We start from the raw sequence: 23,804 nt of genomic DNA on the forward strand, positions 1-23,804 counted from the left end.
CCCCGTCGTCGGCGCGGCCGTGGTCAGTTCGCAGTGGCCTCGTCGCTCTTCCTGATGGAGGGCACCGGAGCAGGGCTGGCAGCGGCCTCGGTCAGCGGGGCGACCGTGCCGCGGAAGTTCTCGAGTGCTTCCAGCTCCCGCTTGCGGGCGGACAGGAACCGCTGCAGATGCGTGCTCGACAGGTTCACCGCGTCGACGGCACCCGCGGCCGCCCGGTGCGCCGACGCCGCGGAGGCCCGCACCTGTTCGACGTCGTCCAGCAGGGTGCGTTCGGTCGCGGCGAACATGGCGGCCGAGGCGATGACGGCGAAACCGGTCGGGCCGCACAGGAACACGCGCCGGTCGAGCATCCACCGCAGCAGCTCGGGGTCGGTGTCGAGCGCGGCGACGACCGCGGCGTCCGACGGCACGAACATGACCGTGCCGTAGATCGCGTCGGCCCAGCGCTGGTAGCCCTTTCCCGCCAGTTCGGTCGCACGGGAGCGCAGGTTCCGCACGTGGACGCGCAGGGCGTCGATGCGCTCGTCGGGGTCGTCGGTCTCGACCGCTTCGGCCCAGATCGCGAGGCTCGCCTTGGCGTCGACCGGCACCGTGCGGTCACCGCCGACCCGCAGCACCATGTCCGGCTTCGCCGCGCCGCCGCCCGCGAGGTCCGTCTGCAAGGTGTAGTGCAGGCCCTCGCGCAGGCCGAGTGCACGCGCGGTCTCGACCAGCACGTGCTCGCCGAGTTCGCCCCGGCCGCTGATGGAGGCGAACGCCACCTCGTACCGGCGCAGCGCCGCCTGCTGCTGGTCGAGCTTCGCCCGTTCCGCCTCGACCTGCCTCGCGGCGTCGTCGGCACGGCGCATGCCGTCCTGGTACAGCCGCCACAGCAGGACGACCGCGCCCGCCAGCAGCGCGGCGGCCACCGTCGCGACCGCCGCGAACACCGTCGAAGCCACAGGGCACGCTCCTCGTTCGTCGATCCTCGTCCGGGCGAGCCGGCCCCGGACGAGTCTGTGTGCGGGCCGGTCGCCGGTTTCCGGTCACGTTCCGGGCCCGGTCGCATCATGGCGCACGACCCCGACAGAAACCCGGTGGCCGGACCCCGGAGCCTATTGGGAACACACGTTCTAGTGACACGCCGGGTGGGTGTGCCGGGTTCTGTCGGAGTGGGCACCTAGCGTTGATCGCGTGCGAATGCTCCATACCTCCGACTGGCACGTGGGACGAACCTTCCACGGCGCGGACCTGCTCGCCGAGCAGGACGCCACCCTCGAGCACCTCGCCGGCCTCGTGGCCGATGAGGCCATCGACGTGGTCCTCGTCGCGGGCGACATCTACGACCGCGCCGTGCCGTCCGCCGAGGCCGTGCGGGTCGCGACCGCGGGTGTGCGGCGGATCCGCGAGGCCGGGGCGGAGTTGGTGCTGACGTCGGGCAACCACGATTCCGCCGCCCGGCTCGGAGCGTTCGCCGAGTTCGCGTCCGCGGGCGGGCTGCATCTGCGCACCACGGTCGCCGGTATCGCGGAGCCGGTGGTGTTCGAGGGCGGTGACGCGCCGGTCGCGGTGTACGGGATCCCGTACCTCGAGCCGGAGACCGCCCGGCACGCGCTCGGTATCGACGGCAGGGGGCACACGGCGGTACTGACCGAGGCCATGCGGCGGGTGCGGGATGACCTGGACGGCAGGTCTGCGGACACGCGGTCGATCGTGCTCGCGCACGCGTTCGTCACCGGCGCCGCGGGATGTGATTCGGAACGGCCGATCGCCGTCGGCGGCGTGGAGCAGGTTCCCGGATCGGTATTCGAGGGCGTCGATTACGTCGCGCTGGGGCATCTGCACGGGCCGCAGGTGCTCGAGGAGCGCATCCGCTACTCGGGAAGTCCACTCGCGTACTCGTTCTCCGAGATGGCGCAACGGAAATCGGTCTTCCTGTTCGATGTGGACGGCGACGGTGTCGGCGAGGTGCATCGTCGGGAACTGCCGGTGCCGCGCCCGCTCGCGACGATGCGCGGACGGCTCGACGACCTGCTCGCCGAGCCCGAGCACGCGGAGCACGTCGAGAGTTTCGTCTCGGCGACGCTGACCGACCGGGTCAGGCCCGTCGACGCGATGCGCAGGCTCCGGGAACGGTTCCCGTACGCGGTGCACCTGGAATGGGAGCCGGAGGGCGCGGAGACGGCCACGTTGCGGTACGCGGAGGCTGTCCGTGGCAGGTCGGACACCGAGATCGCGCGGAGTTTCGTCGAGGACTGCCGCAACGCACCGCCCAACGACCGTGAGGAGGCACTGCTCGTGGCGGCGCTGGAATCCGCGGGCAAGCACGATCCGGGGCAGGACGGTGAGCCGCGATGAGGCTGCACCGGTTGGAGGTCTCGGCGTTCGGGCCGTACGCGGGCCGCGAGGTGGTGGACTTCGACACACTCGGTGCCGACGGGTTGTTCCTGCTGCACGGTGACACGGGCGCGGGTAAGACGACGCTGCTGGACGCCGTGGCGTTCGCGCTGTTCGGCAAGGTGCCCGGTGCACGGGCGGAGGCCAAGCGGTTCCGCTGCGACGTGGCCGAACGCGGCACGCCGACCGAGTTGACGCTCGAGCTGACGGTGCAGGGGCACCGGTTCCGGATCGTGCGCAACCCCGAGTACGAACGGCCGAAGCTGCGCGGTGACGGCACGACGAAGCAGCAGGCGAAGGCGTCGCTGACCTGGCTCGACGATCCGCCGAGCGGACAACCGCCGGAGGGTGTCACACGCATCGACGAGGTCGCGCGCACCGTGGAGCGGCTGCTCGGCATGACCGCCGACCAGTTCTTCCAGGTCGTGCTGCTCCCGCAGGGCGAGTTCGCGCGGTTTCTGCGGGCCGAGACGAAGGACCGTGAGGAGCTGCTGGAGAAGCTGTTCGGCACGCAGCGGTTCTTCGAGGCCGAGAAGTGGTTCAGCGAACGGCGCCAGACCAAGCGGCGGGAACTGGCCGAGCGCAGGCAGTCGGTGCGGGAGTGGTTGGCACGGATCGGGCAGGTCGCGAGGGAGGAACCGCCCGAGGACGGTGCCGCCGACTGGGTGGCCGACGTGCGTGCCAGGGCGGCCGAGGCCGTCGCCGCGGCGAGAACCGTGGCCGACGAGTCGGCCACGGCGCGGCAGCGGGCCGCGGACGTGCTCGACGAACGTCGGGTCGAGGCCGAGCGGGTCCGCCGGGTGCGCGGTGCCCACGAGAGCCTGGCTGAGCTGGCGAAGGAAACGGACCTGCGCGCCGAGTGGAAGACCGAGCTGACGGCTGCGCGGCGGGCATCGGCCGTGACCGGTCTCGCCGCGGAGGCGGACCGGCAGCGCACCCGGCTGGCCCGGGCGCGTGAGCGTGACCAGCTGGCCCGGGAGACGCTGGCAGCCTGCGGGCGCGGCGACGGTCGTGTGGGTTCGGAGCTCGAAGCCGGCGACCCGGACGTCCCGGAGTTGCGCACACGCGCGGGCGAGGCCCGTGAGGAGGCAGGCGCGCTGGCCGGGCTCGTCGAGGAGGCGGAGCAACAGGGCCGCGACCGCAAGCGATTGCAGCAGCTGGTCGAGACCGCCGAACACGCCACGGCGCAGGCTGCGGCGCTGGGTGAGAAGCTCGCAGGGCTGCCGGAACGCACGCGGCAGCTCCGCACCGAGCTGGACGCCGCGGCGCAGGCGGCGGTGCGCCTCGACCCGGTCCGGACGCGCGAAGCCGAACTGGCACGTGCGCTGGCTGAGGCCGAGCGCGTGCCGACTCTGGAACAGGAGGCCGCGCGTGCCCGCGAGGCCGAGCAGTCGGCGATCGACGCGCATCAGACGGCGCGCGAGGAGCTGCTCGACCTGCGGGCGCGGCGACTCGCCGGAATGGCAGGCGAACTCGCCGGGCAGCTGCGAGACGGCGAGCCCTGTGCCGTGTGCGGCTCGGCGGACCATCCTGCGCCGGCCATGGGCACCGACAGTGTGGGAGAGGCGGAGGAACGGGCGGCCACCGAGGCCGAGCAGGCCGCGGAGCAGCGCAGGAGTCGGGCGGCGACCGCGCGGCACGAGGCCGACACGGCCCTCGCGGCCGTCGTCGAACGGCTGGAGGACCGCACCGCCGAGCAGATACGCACCGAACTCGGAGAGGTCCGCGCGGAGCTGACGACGCTGACCGATGCGGCCGGCAACAAGGACCGGCTCGAGCAGCTCGTCCGTGCGGGAGAGGCGGAACACGAGGACCTGACCGCTCAGCGGACGTCGGCCGAGCGGGAGGCGGCCGCGGCCGAGGAACAGCGGCGCGCCCTCGCCGAGCAGGTCGACCAGCGGCAGCGGCGGCTCGAGGAGGCGGCCGGCGAGTTCGCCGACGTCGCTGCGCGGCGGGCGCACCTGATGGAGCTGGCGGGTGCCCTTGACGGACTGGCGGATGCCAGGACCGAGCTGAGGGAGGCCCGTGAGCGTGTCGACGAGCACGCGGCGGCAGCGGCGGAGGCCGCGCGCACCGCCGGCTTCGCCGATGTCGACGAAGCCGGGCAGGCGGCCCGCGACGAGGAGCGGATCGCAGAGCTGGAGCAGTCGCTGGCGGACGCCGAGCAGGCGGAGGCGACGGCCCGCGCCGTGCTGGCCGAACCGGAACTGTTCGGCGTCGAGCCGGATCGCGTGGTCGACGTGGAATCGGCTCGGCAGGCGGCCGAACAGGCGCGACAGCAGGCTGAGCAGGACGCCGCGACCCTGCAGGAGCACACGCGGCGTGTCCGCGACCTCGACACGCTTGCGGCCGAACTGGACGCCGTGCTGCGTGAGCTCGCACCGGCGGAGGAGGAGTTCGCCGAGCTGGATGCGCTCACGGACGTGGTGAACGGCCGTGGACAGAACGCCCGCCGGATGTCGCTGCGGTCGTACGTGTTGGCGGCCAGGCTCGAGGAGGTCGCGGTCGCGGCGACGGTCCGGCTGCGGTCGATGAGCCACGGGCGGTACTCGTTCGTGCACTCGGACGCTCCGGGCAGCCACGGCAAGAGCGGCGGGCTGGGCCTCGACGTGCTCGACGACTACTCCGGGATGGTGCGGTCGGCCAAGACGCTGTCCGGTGGTGAATCGTTCCTGGCTTCGCTGTCGCTCGCGCTTGGACTGGCCGACGTCGTGGCAGCGGAAACCGGCGGGGCGCTGCTGGACACGCTGTTCGTCGACGAGGGCTTCGGCACGCTGGACGGGGAAACCCTCGACGTGGTCATGGATGTGCTCGACGATCTGCGTGCCGGCGGCCGTGTCGTCGGGCTGGTGTCGCACGTCGAGGAACTCCGGCAACGCATCCCGACACGGCTGCGGGTACGCAAGGCCCGCACGGGCTCCAGCGTGCGGATCGAGGGCGGGCTCGACGGCGATCTCGGCGTCGCCTAGTCGTCCCGGCGCAGGAGCTTCGGTGCAGGAGTCCCGGCGCAGGAGCTTAGTGGCAGGTCCGAATGCTCCTCGGCGGGTCGGCTCAGCGCATCGGGGTGCGGAGATGGATCCGTTCGCCCGACTTGCCGAAGAGGCTGAGGACTTCCACGCTTCCGCGTCCTGCGGCGCCGAACCAGTGGGGGATCTGGCAGTCGAATTCGGCTGCCTCGCCTGCGCCCATGACGAAGTCCTGGTGGGCGAGCCTGACGCGGAGTTGCCCTCGTAGGACGTAAAGCCATTCGTGACCGGCATGGGTGCGCAGGTGCGGATCCTCGTCGTGGGACGGGATGACCATCTTGTAGGCGCGGGGTTCGCCTTGTTGCCGCGACAACGGGATCAGTACGCGGCCGTCCTTCTTGGTGGGTTGCTGGGGCACGCGTGGGTCGGCGATGCGGGGTGCGGCGACGATCTCGTCGAGCGGAACACCCAGGGCGGCCGTGATCGGAAGGAGCAGCTCGAGACTGGGCTTGCGCTGGCCTGATTCCAGTCGGGAAAGAGTGCTGGTCGAGATGCCCGTGGCACGGGCGAGGCCTGCCAGGCTCAGATCCTTCTTCTCGCGGGCATCGCGCAGGCGCGGAGCGATCTGTTCGAGCACGGCGCCGACGCTGGGCTGATCGTCCACAACCGCCAGTCTGTCAACTCGTCCCGGAACCGGCAACGAAAGTTGTCGATTCCGGTATCCACCTCGGACTCTGTCGGCGGAGGTGACCCATATGGACACAACGCCGTTATCGATCCACCCATGCGCCCGGAGCGTCACCGCTGCGCTCGCCGACTCGGCGATCGGCAGCGCCGTGTCGACCCGGTTGCCGGCCCGCGAGCTGGCCGGAACAGCCGACCGATTCGGGAGTGAACGCTGATGGCCGACACCAGTACGGAGACGTCCCGGAAGTCACGGTCCGGCAGGCCGCCTGCCGGTGTGTATCTCCTCGGGTTCTGCCTGTTCGCGATGGGAAGCGCGGAGTTCCTCCTCGCCGGAGTTCTCCCCGCGGTGGCCGCCGACCTGGAGGTGTCGCTCTCGTCGGCCGGATATCTGATCACCGCGTTCGCGCTCGGCGTGGTGATCGGCGGGCCGCCCTTCGCCGTGCTGAGCTCGCGCTGGCCGCGGCACACCACCCTGGTGATCACGCAGGGAGCCTTCGCGGCCAGCATCGCCACGGGGCTTGTCGGCAACTACTCGGTCCTGCTCGTCACCAGAGCCGTCGCCGGCGTCGCCTATGCGGGTTTCTTCGCCGTCGCGACCGTGACCGCCATCAGCCTCGTCACCGCGGACCGCAACGCCCGCGCCTCGGGGGTCGTGGTGAGCGGCCTCAGTGCCGCCATGGTCGCAGGCGGCCCAGCCGGCACCCTGCTGAGCCACTACACGGAATGGCGAGGCGGCTTCTGGGTGGTGGTCGCCCTCACCATCGCCGGCGCAGTCGGATGCGTTCTCGTCATCCCGAAGGTTCGACCCCGAACAGGCCCGGCCGCCGAATCAACGGTTACGCGCGAACTCGCCAACCTGCGCAACCCGATGCTCTGGGGAATGTGGACGATCACCGTCCTGACGACCGCGGCCTACATGATCACTTACAACTACCTCGCCGCAATGCTCGCCGACATCACCGCCCTCTCGGAAGCCTGGATTCCGGCGGTACTCACGCTCTTCGGGATCGGTGCCTTCATCGGCCTGTCCGTGGGCGGTCGCATCTCCGACCGGAGGCCGCACACCGCGTTGCTCTCGGGAACCGCGGCCGTCGCGGTCCTTTCGCTGACGATGGTGGCCGCGATTCAGCAGAGCTGGGCTGGGGCGGCGGTCGCATTCCTGCTGGGCATCGCGGCGTTCGTGTTGAATCCGGCCATCTACGGCCGGGTTTTCGCGCTTGCCGTACACGCACCCACTCTCGCGGGTGCCGCCACGGTGTCGGCATTCCAACTGGGCATCAGCCTCACCCCGGCCCTCGCCGGAATCGCACTCGGCCACGGGGCTGTTCTCACCGTCATCTGTGTCATCGGGGCAGCGCTCGCCATCGGCGCGGTTCCGCTGATCCTCAACGATCGTGTCCGGCAAGGTCGTCAACCGTGACCCATTCGAACGGCCCCTCGGCATCGCAGGGCGCAGTAGCCGACTCGCCGAGCACTGAGCTCCCAGGGAAAGGGCGCAATCGTCGCGCAGTCTGTCGCCGGGACGAGGGTCCGGTTCCATTGCGCGCGGCACTCACCGCGCGGCTTCTCACTGCGTGCTTCATCAAACCGCAAAGACTCGTGCGTCGATTTCGATACTTTACTCGGGTATCAGACCCGGGCGCGTACGCTTTCGCGCAATGACTTCTGACGGCACCGAACAACCGACCGGGATCGTCGACGGCGATCAACACGAGGCGTCGGACGAAACGCAGCACCCGGAATCCTCTCCCCAACAGGTCGTCGTGTCCGACGTTCCTGCCGCGAGTGCCGGTGCCTCCGGTTCTGCCAATGGCATTCTCGGCGGTATCGCAGTGGTGAGTGCCGGGCTCGGGTTGAGCTCGCTCATCGGCAATCCGCTGAGTGACATGCTGCGTGCCCGCCAAGAGATCGTCGGCCAGATCGAGGCCGGCGCCGGAGGCGGCGGCGATCAGATCGAAGCGTTCTACGGCGCTCCGTGGCACACGACCGCGCTGGTCAACGGGGTCATCGCGCTCGTGGCCGCGGTCGTAGGGGGCATTGTGCTCCTCGCGTACGCGCGACGTTCCGACAAGCGGCCGTGGGTCACGGCCTTGGCCGTGGGCGGTGTCGTCCTCGGCGTGCTCGGGTTGCTGCTCGCGGGTGGCATGTATCTGGATCTGTTCGCAGCCCAGCCCGAGCTTCCCGCCGCGCCCCAACTCGGCACGGGCGGCTGACCCGCCTGCCGCCTGGGCGCTGTCCAGAACGCCGGTCCGCAGGCGGGACCAGGTTGCGGCCGGTGTGAGCCGGCCGCCAGACAATCCGTCCCTTTCGGATCAGTCCCTTCTCGGCACCTCTTCGCAGCACACGCCCTCCGGCTGGGGAAGAGGATCGCCGATCGGGGGCTGGGAGGAGCCACCGACGACGCGGGGGCGGCCAGCGCACCTACGACATTCGGAGGTTCCGACATGCGACCTCACCTGACATTGCTCGCCACCGTCGCGGCGGGGGCGATCGCGCTGACCGGTTGCGGTGGGGAGGCGAGTGACAACGCCGGCCAGCAGGACGGGTCGGCGGGCAGTTCGGCGTCGAGCTCGGCAGGCCCGGCCCCCTCGCAGTCTCAGCAGGGTGGCCAGGGCGGCTCCCAGGTCAACGAGGAAGGCGTCCGCTGGATGGACGGGTTCTGCGGGAGCCTCGCCGAGTTCTCGGCGTCGTCGCAGGGCACGCCGAAGCCCGAAACGCAGGACCCGGCGGCTCTCAAGAAGTCGATGAACACGATGCTCGGCAAGATCACGCAGAGCACCGACAAGTTCCTGTCCGATATGAACGCGATGGACTCCTCACCCACTGACGGTGGCGACAAGTTCCTTTCGACCGCCAAGGACTCGTACCGGAACCTCCGCGAGACGGCGAACGAGGCGAAGTCGGAGCTCGACAAGGCGCCGGCCTCGGACAAGCAGGCGACGAGCCAGGCCGTGCAGGCGGCGAGCAGCAAGCTGCAGCAGGTCGACCTGCAGAAGCCGATCAAACAGCTGCAGGGCAACCAGCAACTCTCCGGCGAGTTCCAGCAGGCCCCGAAATGCCGGGAGCTGCTCCAGGCCGCGCAACAGCAAGGCGGTGGCCAGCAGCAGCCACCGCAGCAGCAACCGCAGCAGCCGGGAAACTGAGCCGCAGCGGGAAACGAGCTGCGAGCGGGGACACTGAGCCGCGGCCGGGCAGCTGAGCCGCAGCCCGGTAGCTGAGCCACGGCCGATCGTTTCGGTTCGGGCGGGGCGACGACCGTCGCCCCGCCCGAACCTGTGTGTGTGGCCGGCCCGGTGCGCGTCAGGCGGGGCGTTCGTGTGCGAGCAGTCGCCGTTTGACGTCGACGCCCCAGCGGAAGCCGCCCATGGCGCCTCCGACGCGCAGCACGCGATGACAGGGCACGAACAGGGCGCAGGCGTTGCGCGCGCAGGCCGACGCCGCGGCGCGGACGGCGTCCGGGCGTCCGGCGAGCGCGGCCAGCTCGGTGTAGGTGACGGACTTTCCGGCGGGCACGGTGCGCAACACGTCCCAGGCGTGGCTGAGGAACTCGCCGGACCGCTGGCGCACGGCGATCGCGTCGACGGCGTCGAACTCGCCCTGGTGGTAGCGGCGGACCGCGGTCGTGACGGTGCCGAGGTCGCGCTTCTCGCGTAGTTCGCCGGGGCGCAGCGACGGCGACATCACCGGCACGAGTTCGTCCACATCGGACGTCCATCCGGAAGCGAGGACGGCTCCGTCCGGGGCCACGATCGCGGTGAACGGTCCGGCATGGGTGTCCTGTGTGGACCAGTGGGCGGTGGTCATGGCGTTCCTTCCTGAACGTCGGTTACCGGTCGTGTCCGGTCGAGGTGACGGGGCGTGTGTCGGTGTCGGTTGTCCTGCCGCGCGTTCGGAGTGGCCGCACTGGTCCTGTTCGCGGCGGCGTCGTTCGGGGCGACTGCCCTGTCCGCGGTGGCCGCCGAGCGCCAGAGCTGCATGCCCGCGTAGGACCGCCACGGTCGCCAGGCGAGCGCGCGCTCGGGCAGCTCGGCCGGGTCGATACCGGCCGCGGCGGATCCCGTTCGCAGTGCGAGGTCGCCGTCGAGCAGTACGTCGGGTCGGCCGAGTGCGCGCATGACGACGTAGTCGGCGGTCCACGGCCCGATGCCCGGCTGGGCGAGCAGGTCCCGGCGCAGCTCGTCGGGGTCGCGGCCGGCGTGGACGTCGAGATCGCCGGACGCCAGCGCCCCTGCCACGGTGCGGATCGCCTCGATCCGGGTACGAGGTCCACGGAGGACGTCGGTGGCGTGCTCGGCGACCGCGGACGCGGTGGGGAACAACAGGGCGGTGCCACCCTGGCCGTCGGCGGGATCGTCGCTGGCGGGGTCGTGGCCGGACCGGTCGTCCCCGGTCAGGGCGTCGCCCGGCAGAGTCTCGCCGGGCAGGTTCTCGCCCAGCTCTGCTGCGAGGCGGCTCGCCGCGGTACGGGCGGCGGCGACCGACACCTGTTGGCCGAGCATCGTCCGCAGGACGAGTTCCGGTCCGTCGACCGCGCCGGGGACACGGATGCCAGGGCGAGCGGCGACCAGCGGCGCCAGCGCGTCGTCGCGGCGCAGCGCGTCGTCGACGGCGACCGGGTCGGCGTCGAGGTCGAGCAGTCTGCGGACCCGGGCGACGCCTCCGGCGAGGTCGCGGACGTCGGTGAGCCACAGTTCGCACGGCACGTGCGCGGTTTCGGTTGCGGCCGTCGCGGTGGCCGGTTCCACGGTCATTCGCCCTGGGCCGTGGGGCAGCCGCAGCGTGCGGGTGTACCGGGCCGGGGTGGCCGACTCGACGCCGGTGACCGCGCGGGCGGCGAGGAAGGACAGCAGGCCGTCGCCGTCGAACGGTGGGCGCAGCGGCAGCCGCAGGGTGAGCGTCGCGCCGGACACCGGCGCCGGTGTCCCCGTGTCGCCGACCTGGCGGGAGGTCGCGCGTGTGCGCAGGTCGGACGGGGTCAGGCCGAACACGGCGCGGATCGTGTCGTTGAACTGGCGCACGCTCGCGAAGCCTGCGGCGAAGGCGACGTCGGTGAGCGGCATCGCGGAGCGTTCGATGAGCAGGCGGGCGGCGTGGGCCCGGTGGGCGCGGGCGAGGGCGAGCGGGCCTGCGCCCAGCTCGGCGGTGAGGACCCGCCCGAGCTGGCGTTCGGAGTAGCCGAGCCGCCGCGCCAGTCCGGGAACGCCTTCGCGTTCGACGGTGCCTTCGGCGATGAGCCGCATGGCGCGCCCCGCGAGGTCGGCGCGGACGTTCCAGTCCGGTGAGCCGGGCACCGCGTCGGGCAGGCAGCGGCGGCAGGCACGGAAGCCGCGGGCCTGGGCAGCGGCGGCGGTGGCGAAGAACTCGACGTTGCCGCGCTTGGGCGTGATCGCCGGGCACGAGGGGCGGCAGTAGATGCCGGTGGTGCGGACGCCGGTGATGAACCGGCCGTCGAACCGGGCGTCGCGCGAGCTGACGGCCGCGTAGCAGCGGTCGGTGTCGTGCCAGATGCCGGTGGTGGCCGTCTCGGTCATGCCGTCGATACTGCCACCAGGTCAGCGCCGTGACTCGCGGAAATCGGACACGGCGGCCGGGGCGTCGGTACGGGACGCGAGTGGCAGGCAGACGGCACGTACACTTGCGAGCCGTGAGTTTGACCCTCGGCATCGTAGGCCTGCCCAACGTCGGCAAGTCGACCCTGTTCAACGCCCTGACGCGGAACGACGTGCTCGCGGCGAACTACCCGTTCGCGACGATCGAGCCCAACGTCGGTGTCGTGCCGCTGCCCGATTCGCGCCTGGACAAGCTGGCCGAGATGTTCGCCTCGGCGAAGACCGTCCCGGCGACCGTGTCGTTCGTGGACATCGCGGGAATCGTCAAGGGCGCCTCCGAGGGGGCGGGGCTCGGCAACAAGTTCCTCGCCAACATCCGTGAGGCCAACGCGATCTGCCAGGTCATCCGCGTGTTCGACGACCCCGACGTCACGCACGTCGACGGCACGATCGATCCGCTGTCGGACATCGAGACGATCAACACCGAGCTCATCCTCGGCGACCTGCAGACGCTCGAGAAGGCGTTGACGCGGATGGAGAAGGAGGCGCGCACCAAGAAGGAGGCGCGCCCGGCCCTCGAGAACGCGAAGAAGGCCAAGGAGATCCTCGACTCCGGCCGCACGCTGTTCGCCGCGCAGCAGGAGGTCGACGTCGAGCTGCTGCGGGAGCTGAGCCTGCTGACGATCAAGCCGTTCCTGTACGTGTTCAACGCCGACGAGGGCGTGCTCGCCGATGAGGCCAAGCGTGCCGAGCTGGCCGAGCTGGTCGCGCCCGCGGACGCCGTGTTCCTGGACGCGAAGGTGGAGGCCGAGCTGCTCGAGCTGGACGACGAGGAGGCGGTGCAGGAGCTGCTCGAATCGGTCGGACAGGAGGAGCCGGGGTTGAACGCGCTGGCCCGTGCCGGGTTCCACACGCTCGGTCTGCAGACCTACCTCACCGCGGGCCCGAAGGAGGCGCGCGCGTGGACGATTCCGCAGGGCGCCACCGCGCCGCAGGCGGCGGGCGTCATCCACACGGACTTCGAGCGCGGCTTCATCAAGGCCGAGATCATCTCCTACGACGACCTCATGGCGGCGGGCTCCATGGCCGACGCGCGCTCCGCGGGCAAGGTCCGCATGGAGGGCAAGGAATACGTCATGCACGACGGCGACGTGGTCGAGTTCCGCTTCAACGTGTGAGCAATGCCGGGCTGACGTCTGGGGCGGGGCGGTCCCGTCTGCACGTAGAGTGCTGGCGAGCCGAGCTCAGGGTCGTGTCGACCCGCTGGTTCACGTCATGCGCCGGGCAGTCGGGAACGGGGGCGGCTGAGGGCGGCCCGGAGGAGTTCCCGAATGTCACAACGCGGTAAGCGGCGCACGCGGAACGCGGATCCACAGGGTGTCGGCCCGGAGGCGCGGACCTGGGGAATCAGCCTGGTTTGGGGCGTGCTGTGGGCGCTCGGGGCGGCGCTCGGCGCGGTTGGCTGCATCGTGATGTCGATCGCGGTGCTCGACATGGGGGACGCCGCCCGGCTGATGCTCGTGTTCTGGATCTTTGCCGTCGTGTGCGGGCTCATCGCGTGGTTCCATGTGTCTCTCGTCGTCGTGGAGATCCGGGTGAGGCGAAAGGAGCGCGCCCGAAGGGGCCTCGGCACACGGCCCCCGGAGTGAGGCGATGTTCCAGTGCTCGACATGGAGGGAAGACCGCGTCGGATCCGCGATTCGCTCTGGGCGATGACCATGCGGTGTTGGGCGCGGCTCTCGCGTCAGAGGTTGATCGGTTACGGAACGTGGTTGAGGTCGGATTCTCGGCGATGATCTGATCGCCCCGCGCTGTGTGGCTCATCATGTTGAGCAGGGTGCATCAACAAGCTCATCGACGCCTGCCTCCAAGAGTCGTTCTCCGGGATCGGCAAGCCTGAGCAGCTCAAGTATGGCGCGCAGGGATCGTGGTCGCGGCGCATCACCGACGCGCACAGACTGGTATGCCCCGTCGACGGCGAAGACCTGGTGATCCTGCAGGCCGCTTCCACTATTGAGCCTGGATGTCCCTACGCGTGGGCACGTGGGTGAGTTCCGCTTCAATGTCTGGACCAGCACCCGACGCGGTTGTCGTCCCGGCCCTTCACAGGTCGGCGACGGGTGCTGGTTGTGGGGCCCTGCCGGCTCGTGGGACGAAACGTGACGGTGGTGCGCCGAACGCGCGTGTGAATGCCGCGGTGAACGCCGCGGGTGAGGCGTATCCGAGCCGGGCAGCGACGTCGGTGATGGTCGAGGCAGGCAGTTGTCGTAGGCCGGCGAGGAGACGGGCGCGGGCTCGCCACGCGGCGGGACTGCTGCCGGTCTGAGCGCGGAAGTGGCGGTCGAACGTCCGCGGGCTCTGCTTCGCGGCTTGTGCCCAGGTCTCGTTGGTCACGGCCAGGTCGGGGGAAGCGAGGTAGCTGCGACACAGCGAGCGGAACGGCTCGTCGCGGGGTAATGAGATCGCCAGTGCCGTCGGCGTGAGGCGGCGCAGCTCGTGCAGCGCCAGGTCGATGACGGCGCCGTCACGTCCCGCGACGTCGTAGTCCGGAGCGAACTCGTTCGCTGCGCGTAGAAGCTCGCGCAGCAGGGGGCCGATCTCGGCGACCATGCAGCGGGTCGGCCACCACGGCACGGCGTCCGGCTCGATGTACATGCTCCATGTCGTCACCTCATCCATCAGCACCTCGTGCGCGACGCCCGGTGGGATGAGGACAGCGCGGTCGGTGGGGACCGTCCACGACCCGTCGTCCGTCTCGACCTGCATCACTCCGCTCGCTCCGTACAGCAGCTGCGCCCGGCGATGCGTGTGCCGGGGCAGCTGGTGAGCAGGCGGGTAGTCCGTCCCGATCGGGAGCACGTCGATCGGCAGGTGATCGACATCGTCGAGGCAGATGTTGTGCACGACACCACCCTAGTGGCGAGAACGCGAAACTTCTCGATCAACAATCGATTGCTCGCCTGCGTAGGCGCGCGGTCGGATGGGAGCGTGTCAATACTGGTTCTGTTCCTCGTGGGCGCGGCCGTCGGAGTGACAACGGTCCTGTTCGGCTTCGGGGGAGGCTTCGTCACCGTCCCGATCATCCTGTTCGTCGACGCAGCGCGGGGGCCGGACGCGTTACGCATCGCGATTGCGACGTCGGCGCTGGTCATGCTCGTCAACGCGGTCGTCGCGACCTCGGCGACGAGGCGGAGCGTCCTCGCCCATCTCCGCGGGCGGCGGTCGCTGTTCGTTCTGCTCGCCCTCGGCGGAGCGGTAGGCGGGGTCGGGGCGCTGTTCGTGCCGGACGTCGTCCCGCGCTGGGGATTCGTGGCCTACATCGGCATCACCGTCGTCGACCTGCTGCTCCGCCCGGGATTCCTGTCCTGGCGTGGGGCGGAGCGACGGCCGAAGACTCCCAGCGGCCGTCCGCTACCCGATGGCTGGGGCATACCGATCGGTGGAATCGCGTCGTTTCTCGGCGTCGGCGGGAGCGTGATGACCGTCCCGATGATGCGCCGGTCCGGAATGGACATGAGCGTGGCGACCTCGCTCGCGAACCCGTTGACCGTTGCGATCGCGGTACCGGCGATGCTCGTGGCGTCCGCGTTCGGGAGCGCCGTCGCCTCGGCCCCTGGACTGGTCGGGACGGTCGACGTCGTCTCGGCGCTTGCCCTGCTAGCCGGCGCGATCCCGGTCATCGTCCTGCTGCGAAGGCGGCCGCCGAGGATCCCGGATGCGGTACACAGCTGGGCCTACCTCGCGTTGCTCGTGGTAGCAGCGACGGCCGTGGCCGTGACGGGATGATCTGCAACAGGCGGGTACGCAGGACATGGCCCCACGTGTGGCGAGTCCGCGGCCACGGGTGGTTGGGCGCCGTTCGATCTTCGGTGCTGTTCGATCTGCTGAGTGTTCGCTGCTCAGTGTCAGCCGTGAGTGGCAGAAATGTGCGCGACCGTGGACTCCCGAGCTGCGTACGATCGTTCTCATGAGCGACGACGTCGTGCTCCGAGACACGAAGGGCGTCGGGGAGTATCCGCAGCTTGTGAAGGTGTGGCGTACTGCTGTTGATGCCACCCACGGTTTTCTGGCTGCGGAACACCGGGCAGCGATCGAGGCACGCCTTGCGACCGACTACCTTCCACAGGTGAGCATCACTGTCGCGGAACGTCGCGGAACTCCGATCGGCTTCGCGGGGACGGCGGACGGCAAGCTGGAGATGCTGTTCGTCGACGCCGACCATCGCGGCGGCGGCATCGGCACGAAGCTGCTGCAGCACGTGCTCGTCGCAGACGGCGCGACGGCGGTTGACGTCAATGATCAGAACGAACAGGCGGTGGGCTTCTATCAGCGCGCCGGATTCGAAGTGACGGGCAGGAGTCCGGTGGACGGCGACGGACTGCCGTACCCCTTGCTGCACATGGTGCTGGCGACAACAGCCGATCACGAGTAGGCGCCGGGTCGGCCGAGATGTCGGCCCGTCTGAACTCGGTGGCGCAGCGCCGCGCGCTCCCCGCTGTCGCGCCGCTGGACCGTGTGGACAGTGTCCACAATGTACTCATGGGCCGATGGTTTCCTCGACGCTGTCGCGGTTCCGTAGCCGGCGGAGCGACTACGTCGCTTGGCTGTTAGAGCGACTACGTCGCTGAGCTGACTGAGCGACTACGTCCGCTGCGGCGTAGCGCGTCGGCGTAGCGAGTCCCCGTCGAGATCACGTCGCGGAGCGGTCCGCAGTGCCGTGGCCGTGTCGCCCAGGTTCGGTTCGGCCACGCCGGCGTGGTGCGGAGTGCTCGCGGGTACGGCCGTCCCGCAGCGGCGTTCCGCGGTTCGCCGCCAGTGGTTCGGAGCATCTCAACAGCGGGGTTCTCGCGCGCCAACGCAATCCGACGGGGCTTCGATCACGGATGATACCGGTGGTGAGCCGGGTTCGACTCGGCGGACTCCTCCATCGCGGCAGCGGATTCGCGATAGTGCGTTCGTGGCCGCGACATTCGCGTGGGGGCGGCATGTCGGCCGCGTGCTCCCGGTCGACGAACCATGGGTAGGCCCACGAACCGCCGGTCTCCACGCGAGCCGATTCGATGCGAGGCGAGTAGCTGCGACCACCCGAACACCGGATGCAGCTGCTCGAGGGAACGGGTTGCGGCGTGACTGGGGCGGACCTACGTTCGGCAGGAAGCGATTGCGACGGACGACCGGTCGTGGGGGTGAAGACGTGTGGGAGCGCTGAGTTACACCGCGACCATGTCGCTCGACGGTTACGTCGCCGATGCGAACGGTGACTTTGACCGGTTGGGCCCGAGTGCCGAGGTGTTCCAATCCCATGTCGACCGCATGGGGATGGTGTCGACCGAGGTGCTGGGCCGCAACACGTATCTGCTGATGCGGTACTGGGAGTCCGCGCCGGCCGACGGCTCCTGGGGTGCCGCGGAGCACGAGTTCGCCCGCCGATGGCGCGGCATCGAGCACATCGTGGCTTCCTCGACCCTGACGCGAGACGATCTCGCGTCCGAACGGGACCGGCTCGTTCCCGATCTCGATCTCGGCGAACTCGAGCGGATCGTTGCGCAGGCTGCGGGCGAGGTCGAGATCTTCGGGCCGACGACGGCGAGCGCGGCGATCCGCGCGGGTTTGGTGCAGAACTTCCGGTTCTTCGTTGTGCCCAAGGTAGTGGGCGGAGGGCTCCGGGCCGTGCCGGAGGACACGCAACTCGACCTGCGCCTCGCCGAGCACCGTATCTTCGACAACGGCACCGCGTACCTCCATTACACGCAACACTAAGTCGAGTGCGCGTGCGGATGGTGGACGGCTGGAGCGGAGGGCCGGCGCATCACCACGGTCTCCCAACTCCGTGTGGCGCTCGCCGATGTCAACGGCAAGGATCGCAACGCGTCGGTCGGAGCGGCGTGGATGCACGGCGCACCGAAGTGTCCCGTGGCCGCGGCGTGCCAGGACGAAGCGGCGGTGACCTGCCGGTGCCGATCGGGGAACCCGCCAGCCCGTACCGCGTTCACCACTCGGCCGTCGAAGAGGGAACGTCCGGGAGGCACGCGACCACGAACGGAGGAGAGAGCGCATGACGATCCTGAGCGAGCAGTACACGCTGTCGAACGGTGTCCAGATCCCCAAGTTGGGCTTGGGCACGTGGTTCATCGCCGACGACGAGGTCCCGCAGGCGGTACGCGACGCCGTCGAGATCGGCTATCGCAACATCGACACCGCTCAGGCCTATGGCAACGAGCGTGGGGTCGGCGAAGGCGTGCGCAGCAGTGGTGTACCTCGTGACGAGCTATTCGTATCGACCAAGCTGGCCGCCGAGATCAAGGACTACGACGAGGCGGTCGCCGCGATCGACGGTTCCCTCACGGCTATGGGGCTCGACCACGTCGATCTGATGCTCATCCACAGCCCGCAGCCGTGGCACGACTTCCGCGGCGGCGACTACGCCGAGGGTAACCGCGCCGCGTGGCGTGCCCTCGAAGAGGCGTACCGGTCGGGCAGGATCCGCTCCATCGGTGTGTCCAACTTCCAGCAGAAGGACCTGGAGAACATCCTCGACAACTGCACGGTCGCACCGCACGTGAACCAACTGCTGGTCCATGCCGGCAACACCCCGGCCGACCTCGTCTCCTACTGCGAGAGCAAGAACGTCCTCGTGGAGGCGTACTCGCCGATCGCGCACGGGGCGGTCCTGGACAACGACGAGTTGCGGTCGATGGCCGCGCAGTACGGCGTCTCCGTTCCGCAGCTCTGCATCCGCTACACCCTGCAGCTGGGTACCGTGTCGCTGCCGAAGACCGCCAACCCGGAGCACATGCGCTCCAACGCCGCGGTGGACTTCACGATCTCGGACTCCGACATGGCCGCACTGCGGGAACTGAGGGCGCAGGACTACGGTGAGCACAGCGTGTTCCCGGTCTACAGCGGACGGTGACACGGGTACGGCGGGAGCGCCGGTACTCGCCGAGCCCGGTCCGTGCCGACACGTCGTGACGTTAGGCTCTGCGTGTAGCCGAGCCGCCGGAGCGCGAGGAGCCCCGGACAGGTCGGCTCGGCGCGTCCGGCCGTGGATGCAGAAGCAACGCGGAAAGCTGCGGAGGTCATGCCATTCTTGCCTTCGCGTTCTTCCTGCTCGCCGTGGGTGCGGCGTTCACCGCTGCCGGAGTGCTGAATTACCGGGGAGTCTGGCGCCCTTACACCTATCTCTATCCCTACCTGGGCTCGGGCATGCTCTTCATGGGGATCGGTGTCGTGGGAGGCGGCCTCGTCGCGCTGGTCGTCGTTCTCGTCCGGGCCCCGTCCGGTGGTGAGCTTCCCGAAGCGCTGCAGTGGATTCTCACCGGCGTCGGGTTCGTCGCCGTGCTGTGCTTCGCCGCCGGATGCTTCTTCGGCTCCACCCACCTGCCACGTCGGTTACGGCCGCGCTGGATGACCGACGGCGAAGGGCACACCGTCCCGATCGTCGGCGGTGTCCCAGCCGGCCTGCCCCGGTGGTGCTCCGCGGTGTGCGGCACTCCGCTGGCTGCGAGCCGGGGCCCCGTACTCACGCCAGAGGCCGTCGACTGGCTCTATCGTGGCTGGTCGGCGCAGGGATGGTCACGGTTCGCCGCGAGCATGCGCGCCGCGCCACTGCGCGCACTCGGCATGGTGCACGATGCCGGGCGACCGGCCCCTGACGTCGTCCTCGCCGCTCAGCCCCTCCACAGCGATGCGGTGCCCGTCTACGTGGTTGCGCAGCGCATGCGCGGTGAGGACGGCGGCGAGGCGGCGGAGCTGATCGTGCGCGCCGGGCCCCGCAACGCCGTCGCGTTGTGGCAGGACGAATTCTGGCCCACGGACCAGTGGAATCTGCCGGACCAGCGGTCGTGGCGACAGCGGCTCGGGATGTTCGTGGGGCCCGGCAAGCGGCGGCGCGTCAACTCGGCCTATCGCGTGGATTTCGTGGACTGGCGAGACGTCGGCGCGTGGGTCGCGGACTTCGTGTCTGCTACCGGTGGGCCGGGCGCCGTGTGGCATCTGTACGTCGACGGCGACGATGCTTTCGAGCTGACTCCGGGCGGCGCTCCGGGCGAATTCCGCAATGCCACGGGAAACAGTGCCACGGGAAACAGCGACACGGGAGACAGTGCTACGCGGAAGACTGGCACGGGAAACGGCGGAGACACCGGAAACGCCATGAATCATGCGTCCCTGGTCCACGCGGTGAACCAGCGGATCGCCGGAGCGAACGTGATGCGGTGACGTCGGTCCGCCGTGGACAGCTCCTGGCGCCGCACCGGATCGACGGCACGCCGGGCGAGCGGGCAGTCCGGACCTCCATCCCGGCGAGACCCGTTTGACGGGCGATGCTGGCGGGAGGACGTTGGGGACGTGAAGATCCTCGAATTCGATCACGTCTCCCTGGCCGTCGACGAGTTCGGCGACCGGAGCGCTCCGCCGGTGTTGCTCATGGCCGGTGCCACGCAGTCGATGGACTGGTGGACGCCTGAATTCTGTGAGGTCCTCGCCGCGGAAGGGCTCTACGTCGTCAGGTACGACCAACGGGACACGGGGCGGTCGACGACGAGCCCGCCCGGCCTGCCGGACTACACGGATGTCGACTTGGCGACCGATCCGGTACGGATCCTCGATGCACTGGGTGTCGACACGGCGCACCTCGTGGGGCTGTCGATGGGTGGCGGGATCGCGCAGTACCTCGGTGTCCACGCTGCGCACCGGGTGCGGACACTCACCTTGATCGAATCGTCACCGGCCGGAGGGGACCCAGGAGACCTGCCCGCACCCGAAGCGGCCGTGGGTGAGGCGGAGAGCGCACTCCCGGGGGTCGGTGACTGGACCGACCTCGCGGCCGTCGTCCACCACCGTGTCGAGGCCGAACGTCCCTACGCGGGCTCGCGCGGTTTCGACGAGGAACGTTTCCGTGCGATCGCCACCGAGGAGGTGGGCCGGAGCCGGAACATGGAATCGTCGTTGACGAACCACTTCCTCGTCGCGGGCGGCACCGATACGGACCCCTCCGCGATCACGGCACCGGCGCTCGTCATCCACAGCGACACGGATCCGCTGTTCCCGCTGGCCCACGGCGAGGCGCTCGCCGGCATGATTCCGGACGCCACCCTCCTGCGGGTCGAGGGTATGGGGCACGAGGTGCCACCGCCGCCGGTGTGGGACGTGGTGGTGCCCGCACTCGTCGACCATGTGCGGGGCGAGTACGGGAGCACCACGGCAGGAGTGAGCTCCTCGCCTCAGTAAGATCTCCGCTATGTCGGTTTTCTGGGGTGTGCTGGCGGCGATCGGTGCGATCATCGTGCTCGTCGTCGGGGCAGGTGTGACCGCGTTCGTCGTCGCCCGGATGCGGCTGCGCCGTCAGCTGGCCCGGCAGCAGAAGGAGAGTGCCGAGTTTCCGGCGTGGGCTCGCGATCACGGCTACGAGTACGCCGAGGAGTACCCGGAATCGGAAGTCGAGCGGATCCGTGGCATGGGCGCCCTGCGGCCGTTCAGTGACTTCGCCCTGTCCCGAGCGCATCATGTCTTCTACGACACGGAAAGCGAAAAGGCGCGGTTCGTCTTCCAGCTGACCGTCTACAGCGATCCGCACGCCGACGCGCCGCCTCGAGGCGCGCTCACCGTCGCCGTGGCGGAAGTGCCGGCCAGGAAACCGCCGCATGCCGAGGACATCCACGTACGCACGAAGAATCGCCGGGAGCCGAGCATTCACGCGCACGGCCGGTGGGTGACGAGCTACGTCGGTGGCCCGCTCACGTTCGCGTCGATGGAAATCGTCACCACCGGCCTCGAACGGCACCTCGACACCACGTGAGACGCGCCGCGGCGTGGGCGGGCAGACCGGCCGCGCCGCTACGCGAGGCCGAGTTCGTCGACCACCCCGGCGATCGCGGCCCGTTGCGGATCACCGAGCCCCCGGACGGGCAGCGGCAGGCATTCGCGCGGGGCGAGGCCGAGATGTTCGGCGATCGCGGCGACCACGCGCAGGCTGCCGCCGAACGCTGCGAACAGGTCCCACAGCGGTGCGAGCCGGTCGGATTCCGCGGTCGCGTCGGCGCCGCGTCCTTCCTGCGCGGCACGCGTGATCGTCAACGCCGGTGACGGCAACGTGCCGCCGATGACCGAATACCACGCATCGCAGTCCGCGTTCAGTCCGGCAGCCGCGACAGCGTCCCCGGAGACGCCGATCGTCACGTGCTCGCCCACGGCCGCCCGGATCCCGGCGACCCGGGCGCGGGCCGCCACGGGATCGGTGGGCACACCGGGGATCTTGATCGACGCGATCCCCGGCAGCTCGGCGATGCGGGCATAGAGGTCGGTGGTGAAGGTGAAATGGGTGGTGCCGGGATTGTCGTAGACGATGACCGGCAACTCGGTGTACTCGGTGACGGTGCGGAAGAGCTCGAACACGTCGCTGTCGGTGAGCGGCTGGTAGGTCATCGGGGCGAGCAGGATTCCCGCCGCGCCCGCGGCTTCCGCGTTGTCGACGTGCGCGAGGACATGTGACGTCCGCAGGTCGCCGACACCGACGAACACGGGCACGCCGTCGGCCTGCTCGACGGCCAGGCGGGCGACGCGGGCGCGTTCCTCCCTGCCGAGGTAGGCGTAGGACCCGGTCGAGCCGAGCGCGGTGATCGAATCCGGCCCCGCGGCCACGAGCCGTTCGACCAGTCCGACGAACGCGGCCTCGTCGACGGTGTCGTCCCGCAGGGGAGTGAGCGGGAAGGCGCTGAGTCCGGTGAACGCGCCGGTCGCGTCCGGACGTTGCCCTCGGGTGGTCATACGGTCTCCTTCGCCGGATTCTCGTTTGCCGGTGTCTCGTTTACCGGGGTCTCTTTCGGCGGGGTCTCTTTCGGCGGAGTCTCTTTCGGCGGAGTCACTTCCGGTGCGGCGCCGATCAGCCGGCGTGTGACGGTCACTCTGTCACCGAGCATGCCCACTGCGTCGGCGAGGTCGTCGGCCGCGGAGGTGAGCTCTTCGTCGGTCATGGGTGCGAGCGCGTCGAGGATGAACAGCGCCGTCGTCGTGGCGTCGGTGAGTCCGGTGCGGCGGCCCTGCCGCCAGTTCCACCGGCGGCACGTCACCCCCGAGCCGTCACACCACACGACCTCACCGGGCTGCGGGTGCTCGAGGACGGTCTCACCGCCCGCGGCCGTGTCGAAGGGCTCGTCGCCGGTAGCTCTGGTCAGCCGTGCCGGCCCGTCGTAGGCGTGGAAGTCCTCGCCGCCGAGCGGAATCTGGCGCAGTACGGACACGGCGTTGTAGACGTCGGTGAGTGCGTTCACCCGCGGCAGCCCCTTCTCGGCTCGCCGGGTGAGCGCTTCCAGGCTGTTGCGGGTGCGCTGGGGCTTGGCTCCGAACGCCCGATAGGCCTCGCGCCAGGCGGCGATGTGCGGCAGCTCGTCGACCGGCGTGCTCGCCAGCAGGGTGCGGGCGTGCGCCTCGGCGGAAGCGATCAGTTCGTCGGCCGCGTCGACGGCGCCGTCACTGTTGTCCGGTGCGAGGCCGTCGACGACGAGCAGCGCGGCGCGGTAGTCCGGTCGCAGCTCGAACACCTCCGGCTCGACGGTGCAGGCCGCCAGGAAGTCGTCGGGCGTCACGAGGTCAGGCATCGGGTTGCTCCGTTCTGTGTGTCGTCCCCACGCCCGGTTCGAAGACCGTCAGCGAGAACCGCGCGGACTCGTCGTGAGGGTTCGCGTAGGAATGCGGGACGTCGCCGTGGAAGGTCAGCGCGTCCCCGGTGCCGAGTTCGTGGACCAGGCCGTCGACCTCGACGGTGATCGCACCCTCCTGAACGTGCAGCAGTTCGCGGGTGCCGTCGGCGTGCGCCTCGCTCTCGTGCCGCTCGCCCGCGGCGAGGGTCCAGTCCCACAGCTCGACCACGTCGGGCGGGTGCGTGCCGGCCACCAGGGTGCCGCGGCCGCCCGACTCGCCCGTCCACAGCACGGCGCCCTCGCCGGCCCTGGTCAGCTTGGCCGTGCGGGCGACGGGTGGTTCGACGAGGGAGGGAAGTCCGACACCGAGTGCCTCCGACAGTCGCAGCAGCGTGCTCACGCTCGGGTTCGCCGTTCCGTGTTCGACGTTCACGACCATGCGCCTGCTCACCCCGGCATGCGCGGCGAGCTGGTCGAGCGTCCACTCGCGGGCACGCCGTTCCTGCTTCACTCGCGTGCCGATCGCACGAGCGAGCGTCGCTGCACCGTCGTCCATGGAGTGCATCATAGTGCACTGAAAAGGCACC

At 69.9% G+C, this 23,804-nt stretch carries 23 protein-coding genes; 15 read left to right on the plus strand and 8 right to left on the minus strand.

What is annotated here, in order from left to right:
- Positions 1 to 23: 23 nt before the first annotated feature.
- Complete coding sequence (locus FB384_RS13535) at positions 24 to 941, minus strand: DNA recombination protein RmuC (RefSeq protein ID WP_183783196.1); 918 nt, start codon at positions 939 to 941, stop codon at positions 24 to 26.
- Positions 942 to 1,173: 232 nt separating this feature from the next.
- Here FB384_RS13535 and FB384_RS13540 point away from each other — a divergent pair, with 232 nt between their 5' ends.
- A complete protein-coding gene (locus FB384_RS13540) occupies positions 1,174 to 2,337 on the plus strand; it encodes an exonuclease SbcCD subunit D (protein WP_183783198.1) in 1,164 nt (387 codons plus the stop codon).
- Complete coding sequence (locus FB384_RS13545; protein WP_183783200.1) at positions 2,334 to 5,345, plus strand: AAA family ATPase; 3,012 nt, start codon at positions 2,334 to 2,336, stop codon at positions 5,343 to 5,345. Before FB384_RS13540 ends, FB384_RS13545 begins: the two co-directional genes overlap by 4 nt.
- Before the next feature lie 82 nt (positions 5,346 to 5,427).
- On the opposite strand, the gene FB384_RS13550 is transcribed toward FB384_RS13545, so the two are convergent.
- Positions 5,428 to 6,006 carry a helix-turn-helix domain-containing protein gene (locus FB384_RS13550; protein ID WP_183783202.1) on the minus strand — a complete coding sequence of 193 codons (579 nt, stop codon included), beginning with the start codon at positions 6,004 to 6,006 and terminating at the stop codon, positions 5,428 to 5,430.
- Positions 6,007 to 6,243: 237 nt separating this feature from the next.
- On the opposite strand from FB384_RS13550, the gene FB384_RS13555 reads away from it, so the two are divergent.
- The 3 genes from FB384_RS13555 (at position 6,244) to FB384_RS13565 (ending at position 9,172) form a co-directional block, all read left to right on the plus strand.
- The gene (locus FB384_RS13555) at positions 6,244 to 7,449 is read left to right on the plus strand and encodes an MFS transporter (RefSeq protein WP_183783204.1); all 1,206 of its coding nucleotides are present in this window, start codon (positions 6,244 to 6,246) and stop codon (positions 7,447 to 7,449) included.
- 238 nt (positions 7,450 to 7,687) lie between these two features.
- Positions 7,688 to 8,242 carry a hypothetical protein gene (locus tag FB384_RS13560; protein ID WP_183783206.1) on the plus strand — a complete coding sequence of 185 codons (555 nt, stop codon included), beginning with the start codon at positions 7,688 to 7,690 and terminating at the stop codon, positions 8,240 to 8,242.
- 231 nt (positions 8,243 to 8,473) lie between these two features.
- Complete coding sequence (locus FB384_RS13565; RefSeq protein WP_183783208.1) at positions 8,474 to 9,172, plus strand: hypothetical protein; 699 nt, start codon at positions 8,474 to 8,476, stop codon at positions 9,170 to 9,172.
- A gap of 157 nt (positions 9,173 to 9,329) precedes the next feature.
- On the opposite strand, the gene FB384_RS13570 is transcribed toward FB384_RS13565, so the two are convergent.
- Positions 9,330 to 9,833, minus strand: a complete 504-nt coding sequence (locus FB384_RS13570; RefSeq protein ID WP_183783210.1) for a methylated-DNA--[protein]-cysteine S-methyltransferase — start codon at positions 9,831 to 9,833, stop codon at positions 9,330 to 9,332.
- The gene (locus FB384_RS13575) at positions 9,830 to 11,560 is read right to left on the minus strand and encodes a DNA-3-methyladenine glycosylase 2 family protein (protein ID WP_183783212.1); all 1,731 of its coding nucleotides are present in this window, start codon (positions 11,558 to 11,560) and stop codon (positions 9,830 to 9,832) included. Before FB384_RS13575 ends, FB384_RS13570 begins: the two co-directional genes overlap by 4 nt.
- 113 nt (positions 11,561 to 11,673) lie before the next feature.
- On the opposite strand from FB384_RS13575, the gene ychF reads away from it, so the two are divergent.
- From ychF to FB384_RS13590, 3 genes are all read left to right on the plus strand, one after another.
- Entirely contained in the window at positions 11,674 to 12,756 is a 1,083-nt protein-coding gene (gene ychF, locus FB384_RS13580; RefSeq protein WP_183783214.1) for a redox-regulated ATPase YchF, read from the plus strand.
- A 153-nt stretch (positions 12,757 to 12,909) separates the two neighbouring features.
- Positions 12,910 to 13,227, plus strand: coding sequence for a hypothetical protein (locus FB384_RS13585; RefSeq protein WP_183783216.1), 318 nt, complete (start codon positions 12,910 to 12,912; stop codon positions 13,225 to 13,227).
- A 204-nt stretch (positions 13,228 to 13,431) separates the two neighbouring features.
- Positions 13,432 to 13,629: a type II toxin-antitoxin system YoeB family toxin gene (locus FB384_RS13590; protein ID WP_323985295.1), complete on the plus strand. Its 198-nt coding sequence runs from the start codon at positions 13,432 to 13,434 to the stop codon at positions 13,627 to 13,629.
- Positions 13,630 to 13,681: 52 nt separating this feature from the next.
- Here FB384_RS13590 and FB384_RS13595 read toward each other — a convergent pair whose 3' ends face one another.
- On the minus strand, positions 13,682 to 14,482 hold the full coding sequence (locus tag FB384_RS13595; RefSeq protein ID WP_183783218.1) for an AraC family transcriptional regulator: 801 nt from the start codon (positions 14,480 to 14,482) through the stop codon (positions 13,682 to 13,684).
- A gap of 84 nt (positions 14,483 to 14,566) precedes the next feature.
- On the opposite strand from FB384_RS13595, the gene FB384_RS13600 reads away from it, so the two are divergent.
- The 7 genes from FB384_RS13600 (at position 14,567) to FB384_RS13630 (ending at position 21,377) form a co-directional block, all read left to right on the plus strand.
- A complete protein-coding gene (locus tag FB384_RS13600) occupies positions 14,567 to 15,364 on the plus strand; it encodes a sulfite exporter TauE/SafE family protein (protein ID WP_258938099.1) in 798 nt (265 codons plus the stop codon).
- Between the two features lie 181 nt (positions 15,365 to 15,545).
- On the plus strand, positions 15,546 to 16,010 hold the full coding sequence (locus tag FB384_RS13605; protein ID WP_183783220.1) for an acetyltransferase: 465 nt from the start codon (positions 15,546 to 15,548) through the stop codon (positions 16,008 to 16,010).
- Positions 16,011 to 16,774: 764 nt separating this feature from the next.
- Positions 16,775 to 17,338 carry a dihydrofolate reductase family protein gene (locus tag FB384_RS13610; RefSeq protein WP_183783222.1) on the plus strand — a complete coding sequence of 188 codons (564 nt, stop codon included), beginning with the start codon at positions 16,775 to 16,777 and terminating at the stop codon, positions 17,336 to 17,338.
- Positions 17,339 to 17,633: 295 nt separating this feature from the next.
- Entirely contained in the window at positions 17,634 to 18,491 is an 858-nt protein-coding gene (locus FB384_RS13615; RefSeq protein WP_183783223.1) for an aldo/keto reductase, read from the plus strand.
- A gap of 203 nt (positions 18,492 to 18,694) precedes the next feature.
- Entirely contained in the window at positions 18,695 to 19,798 is a 1,104-nt protein-coding gene (locus tag FB384_RS13620; protein WP_183783224.1) for a hypothetical protein, read from the plus strand.
- 129 nt (positions 19,799 to 19,927) lie between these two features.
- Positions 19,928 to 20,809 carry an alpha/beta fold hydrolase gene (locus FB384_RS13625; RefSeq protein ID WP_221212726.1) on the plus strand — a complete coding sequence of 294 codons (882 nt, stop codon included), beginning with the start codon at positions 19,928 to 19,930 and terminating at the stop codon, positions 20,807 to 20,809.
- A gap of 10 nt (positions 20,810 to 20,819) precedes the next feature.
- Complete coding sequence (locus FB384_RS13630; protein WP_183783225.1) at positions 20,820 to 21,377, plus strand: hypothetical protein; 558 nt, start codon at positions 20,820 to 20,822, stop codon at positions 21,375 to 21,377.
- 38 nt (positions 21,378 to 21,415) lie between these two features.
- On the opposite strand, the gene FB384_RS13635 is transcribed toward FB384_RS13630, so the two are convergent.
- Genes FB384_RS13635 through FB384_RS13645 form a run of 3 tightly spaced genes read right to left on the minus strand, consistent with a single transcriptional unit; the run spans position 21,416 to position 23,773 of the window.
- On the minus strand, positions 21,416 to 22,345 hold the full coding sequence (locus tag FB384_RS13635) for a dihydrodipicolinate synthase family protein (RefSeq protein ID WP_183783226.1): 930 nt from the start codon (positions 22,343 to 22,345) through the stop codon (positions 21,416 to 21,418).
- Positions 22,342 to 23,175, minus strand: coding sequence for a B3/B4 domain-containing protein (locus FB384_RS13640; protein ID WP_183783227.1), 834 nt, complete (start codon positions 23,173 to 23,175; stop codon positions 22,342 to 22,344). Before FB384_RS13640 ends, FB384_RS13635 begins: the two co-directional genes overlap by 4 nt.
- Positions 23,168 to 23,773 carry a helix-turn-helix domain-containing protein gene (locus FB384_RS13645; RefSeq protein WP_183783228.1) on the minus strand — a complete coding sequence of 202 codons (606 nt, stop codon included), beginning with the start codon at positions 23,771 to 23,773 and terminating at the stop codon, positions 23,168 to 23,170. Before FB384_RS13645 ends, FB384_RS13640 begins: the two co-directional genes overlap by 8 nt.
- Positions 23,774 to 23,804: the final 31 nt, after the last annotated feature.

Source organism: Prauserella sediminis (assembly GCF_014195435.1).
Lineage (GTDB): Bacteria > Actinomycetota > Actinomycetes > Mycobacteriales > Pseudonocardiaceae > Prauserella > Prauserella salsuginis.

Coding starts and splice junctions, on each gene's coding strand:
- FB384_RS13545 (WP_183783200.1), top strand. CDS start 2,334: ATGAGGCTGCACCGGTTGGAGGTCTCGGCGTTCGGGCCGTACGCGGGC.
- FB384_RS13555 (WP_183783204.1), top strand. CDS start 6,244: ATGGCCGACACCAGTACGGAGACGTCCCGGAAGTCACGGTCCGGCAGG.
- FB384_RS13560 (WP_183783206.1), top strand. CDS start 7,688: ATGACTTCTGACGGCACCGAACAACCGACCGGGATCGTCGACGGCGAT.
- FB384_RS13565 (WP_183783208.1), top strand. CDS start 8,474: ATGCGACCTCACCTGACATTGCTCGCCACCGTCGCGGCGGGGGCGATC.
- FB384_RS13570 (WP_183783210.1), bottom strand. CDS start 9,833: ATGACCACCGCCCACTGGTCCACACAGGACACCCATGCCGGACCGTTC.
- FB384_RS13575 (WP_183783212.1), bottom strand. CDS start 11,560: ATGACCGAGACGGCCACCACCGGCATCTGGCACGACACCGACCGCTGC.
- FB384_RS13585 (WP_183783216.1), top strand. CDS start 12,910: ATGTCACAACGCGGTAAGCGGCGCACGCGGAACGCGGATCCACAGGGT.
- FB384_RS13605 (WP_183783220.1), top strand. CDS start 15,546: ATGAGCGACGACGTCGTGCTCCGAGACACGAAGGGCGTCGGGGAGTAT.
- FB384_RS13615 (WP_183783223.1), top strand. CDS start 17,634: ATGACGATCCTGAGCGAGCAGTACACGCTGTCGAACGGTGTCCAGATC.
- FB384_RS13630 (WP_183783225.1), top strand. CDS start 20,820: ATGTCGGTTTTCTGGGGTGTGCTGGCGGCGATCGGTGCGATCATCGTG.
- FB384_RS13635 (WP_183783226.1), bottom strand. CDS start 22,345: ATGACCACCCGAGGGCAACGTCCGGACGCGACCGGCGCGTTCACCGGA.
- FB384_RS13640 (WP_183783227.1), bottom strand. CDS start 23,175: ATGCCTGACCTCGTGACGCCCGACGACTTCCTGGCGGCCTGCACCGTC.
- FB384_RS13645 (WP_183783228.1), bottom strand. CDS start 23,773: ATGGACGACGGTGCAGCGACGCTCGCTCGTGCGATCGGCACGCGAGTG.